Annotated in this window: 3 protein-coding genes; all 3 read right to left on the reverse strand. The window is 74.6% G+C overall.

Translation table 11 applies throughout. The features are described from left to right. Positions 1–56: 56 nt before the first annotated feature. The gene (locus tag SSOG_RS03045; protein ID WP_009712736.1) at positions 57–1,040 is read right to left on the reverse strand and encodes a carbohydrate kinase family protein; all 984 of its coding nucleotides are present in this window, start codon (positions 1,038–1,040) and stop codon (positions 57–59) included. After that, the gene (locus SSOG_RS53195; protein ID WP_009712737.1) at positions 1,037–1,891 is read right to left on the reverse strand and encodes a hypothetical protein; all 855 of its coding nucleotides are present in this window, start codon (positions 1,889–1,891) and stop codon (positions 1,037–1,039) included. The genes SSOG_RS03045 and SSOG_RS53195 overlap by 4 nt, the downstream gene beginning before the upstream one ends. Before the next feature lie 44 nt (positions 1,892–1,935). Beyond that, a partial coding sequence (locus tag SSOG_RS53200; protein ID WP_050799747.1) for a hypothetical protein occupies positions 1,936–2,293 on the reverse strand: 358 nt, incomplete at its 5' end.

Genomic DNA, 2,293 nt, shown 5'->3' on the forward strand with positions numbered 1-2,293 from the left:
GGTCTCGCGGATCAGCTGGCCGAGGCTTGCGACCTGCTCACGCAGGGCTGTGTCCGTCATGCGGGCTCCAAGTGCTGTGTCACAAACGATGAACGACGGTCGACCGGGCGCGCCGGTCGACCCGGGCGGCCAGTTCGTCCCCCGTACGGCCGGACAGCGCGGGCGGTCCGTGCTGCTCGATGGCGAACGACGCCGCGGCGGCGGCGCGGCGGCCCGCGTGTTCGAGGTCGCCGGTGTCGGCGAAGGCGGACAGCAGCGCGCCGCTGTGGCAGTTGCCCGCCCCGGTGGGGCTCGGCCACCGGGCCGGAGGGAGCGGCACCGATGTGCCATACGTCGCGGCCGTCCGCCACGAGCGCGCCCGCGGCGCCCATCCGCAGACCGACCCGCGCGGCGCCCGCCTTCAGCAGCGTGGCGACGCAGTCCTCGGGCTGGTCGAGGGCGCACAGCGCGCGGGCCTCGGCGAGGTTGGCGGAGAAGATGTCGACGTGGCCGAGCAGGGCGCGTACCGCGTCGAAGTGTTCCGGGACGCAGACGTCCGCGGCGATCTCCCACAGCAGTCGGCAGCCCATGGCCTCGGCATATGCGGTCACGTGCTCCCAGTCGCGGGGGTCCGTCCCCGCGAAGAGGTAGACGCCGCGCAGGGAGTCCCAGGCGGCGGGGGTGTCGGCCACCCGCGGCGCCATGGTGCGGAAGTGGTCCGGCCCCAGCAGCGGTGTCTCGGTGCGTGCGCCGTCGTCGTCGTAGACGACGCGCGAGCGGGGAGTGTGCTCCCCGGCCACGGTGAGCCCGGCCGTCGAGATCCGCCCGGCCGCGATCCGGTCCAGGGCGGTACGGCTCAGGTCGCGTCCCACACCGGACACCAGCCCGGCCGGGCGCTCGCCGACGAGGGCCGCGCCGAGGGCGGCGTAGAGACCGGCGCCGCCGAGCATCCCCCTGACCTCGCTGCCGTCGGCGAACACGAGGTCGTCGATGATGAGGTGGCCCAGCACCGCGTAGCCGGGCGAGCCGTCCCGTGCGGCGGGTCCGTGGTGTGTCGTCATACGGCACCACTCCCCCGCGTCGCGGCGACGGTGATCCCGTCGGCGAGCATGGTGCCGCGCTCGACGAGGAAGCCCGCGCCGCCGTGCCGGTGGGGAAGGGTGGGGTCGGTCGCCTTCAGGACCGGCCGGCCGTCGACGGCGAGCGCGATCTCGTCCCCGGCGCAGGTCAGTTGGACGTCGTAGCGGGTGTCCTGCTGATACGGCCAGGCCCGGCTCGCCAGCACCCGGCGCTCGCGGTCGTGCTGTTTGACCAGGCTGAGCCGCGAGCCGCCGGAGAAGACCCCGGCGTAGAAGCGGCGGTGTCCGGTGCTGCGCGCCACCAGGCCGCCGAGGTCGTGGAGGCTGAAGGTGAGGGTGGAGGCGACGCGGTAGTCGTCCCAGTCGCCGGAGCCGATGGTGACGACCCCGAGGTCGCCGGGGTGCGAGACGGAGTAGCTGGAGCCGAAGTCGGCCTCGAAGTCACGGGCCGAGGCGACCCAGGCGTCCAGCGGCGCGGGGCGGGTGTCCCAGATCGAGGACAGCAGGATGCCGGACTGGGCGAAGTGTTCCGGTGCGCCCGTCCAGTCGATGTGGTCCACGGTGACGGTGCCGTCGAACCGTATGGCGGAGCGCAGTTCGAGGCCGAGCCGGAAAACGAGGTCGTTGCCCACGTCGGGGATCCGCCACCGCACGGTGGCCGGTTCACGCGTGAGGGCGAACGGTTCGCCTCGGGTGCGCCGGATCTCACCGCCGCGGTGGTGGAGCGCATAGAGCCGGGCGGCCGGGGCGGGTGCGCGGTCGGCGCGGAGCCGGACGGTCACCTGCTGGCCCGGGTAGAGGGCGGGGCTGGCCACCGTGGAGAAGTTCGTCATCGTGTCGGCCGGGTCGAGGAAGACCGGGGTGGACGCGGCGGCGGTCAGTCCCGGGCCGAGGCCGCGGCAGCGCAGGCGAGTCCGGGCGCGCCGCCGGTGTCGGCGGCGTTGGTCACGTCGAGCACTCCCGGTTGCCCGGACGGGGTGTACGGGCAGGGCTGGAAGCCCTGGACCGAGCCCCGGTAGCGGAAGCCGAACCGGGCCGTGGCCCGGGGCGGCTCCTCCCCGCGGGCCCGGGCCGCCGCCAGGACGATGCTGTCGGCTTCGCGCACCGCGTCGGACACGCAGCCGCCGCCGTCCGCTGTGACGACGAGCAGCCGGTCGGCGACGGCGGCGCGCAGGTCGGCCTGCGCGGTCAGGGCGTCCAGACCCAGCCGTACGCCGTTTGAGACTGCCGACGCA

The sequence above is a fragment of the Streptomyces himastatinicus ATCC 53653 genome (assembly GCF_000158915.1).
In the GTDB taxonomy this organism is placed as follows: Bacteria; Actinomycetota; Actinomycetes; order Streptomycetales; family Streptomycetaceae; genus Streptomyces; species Streptomyces himastatinicus.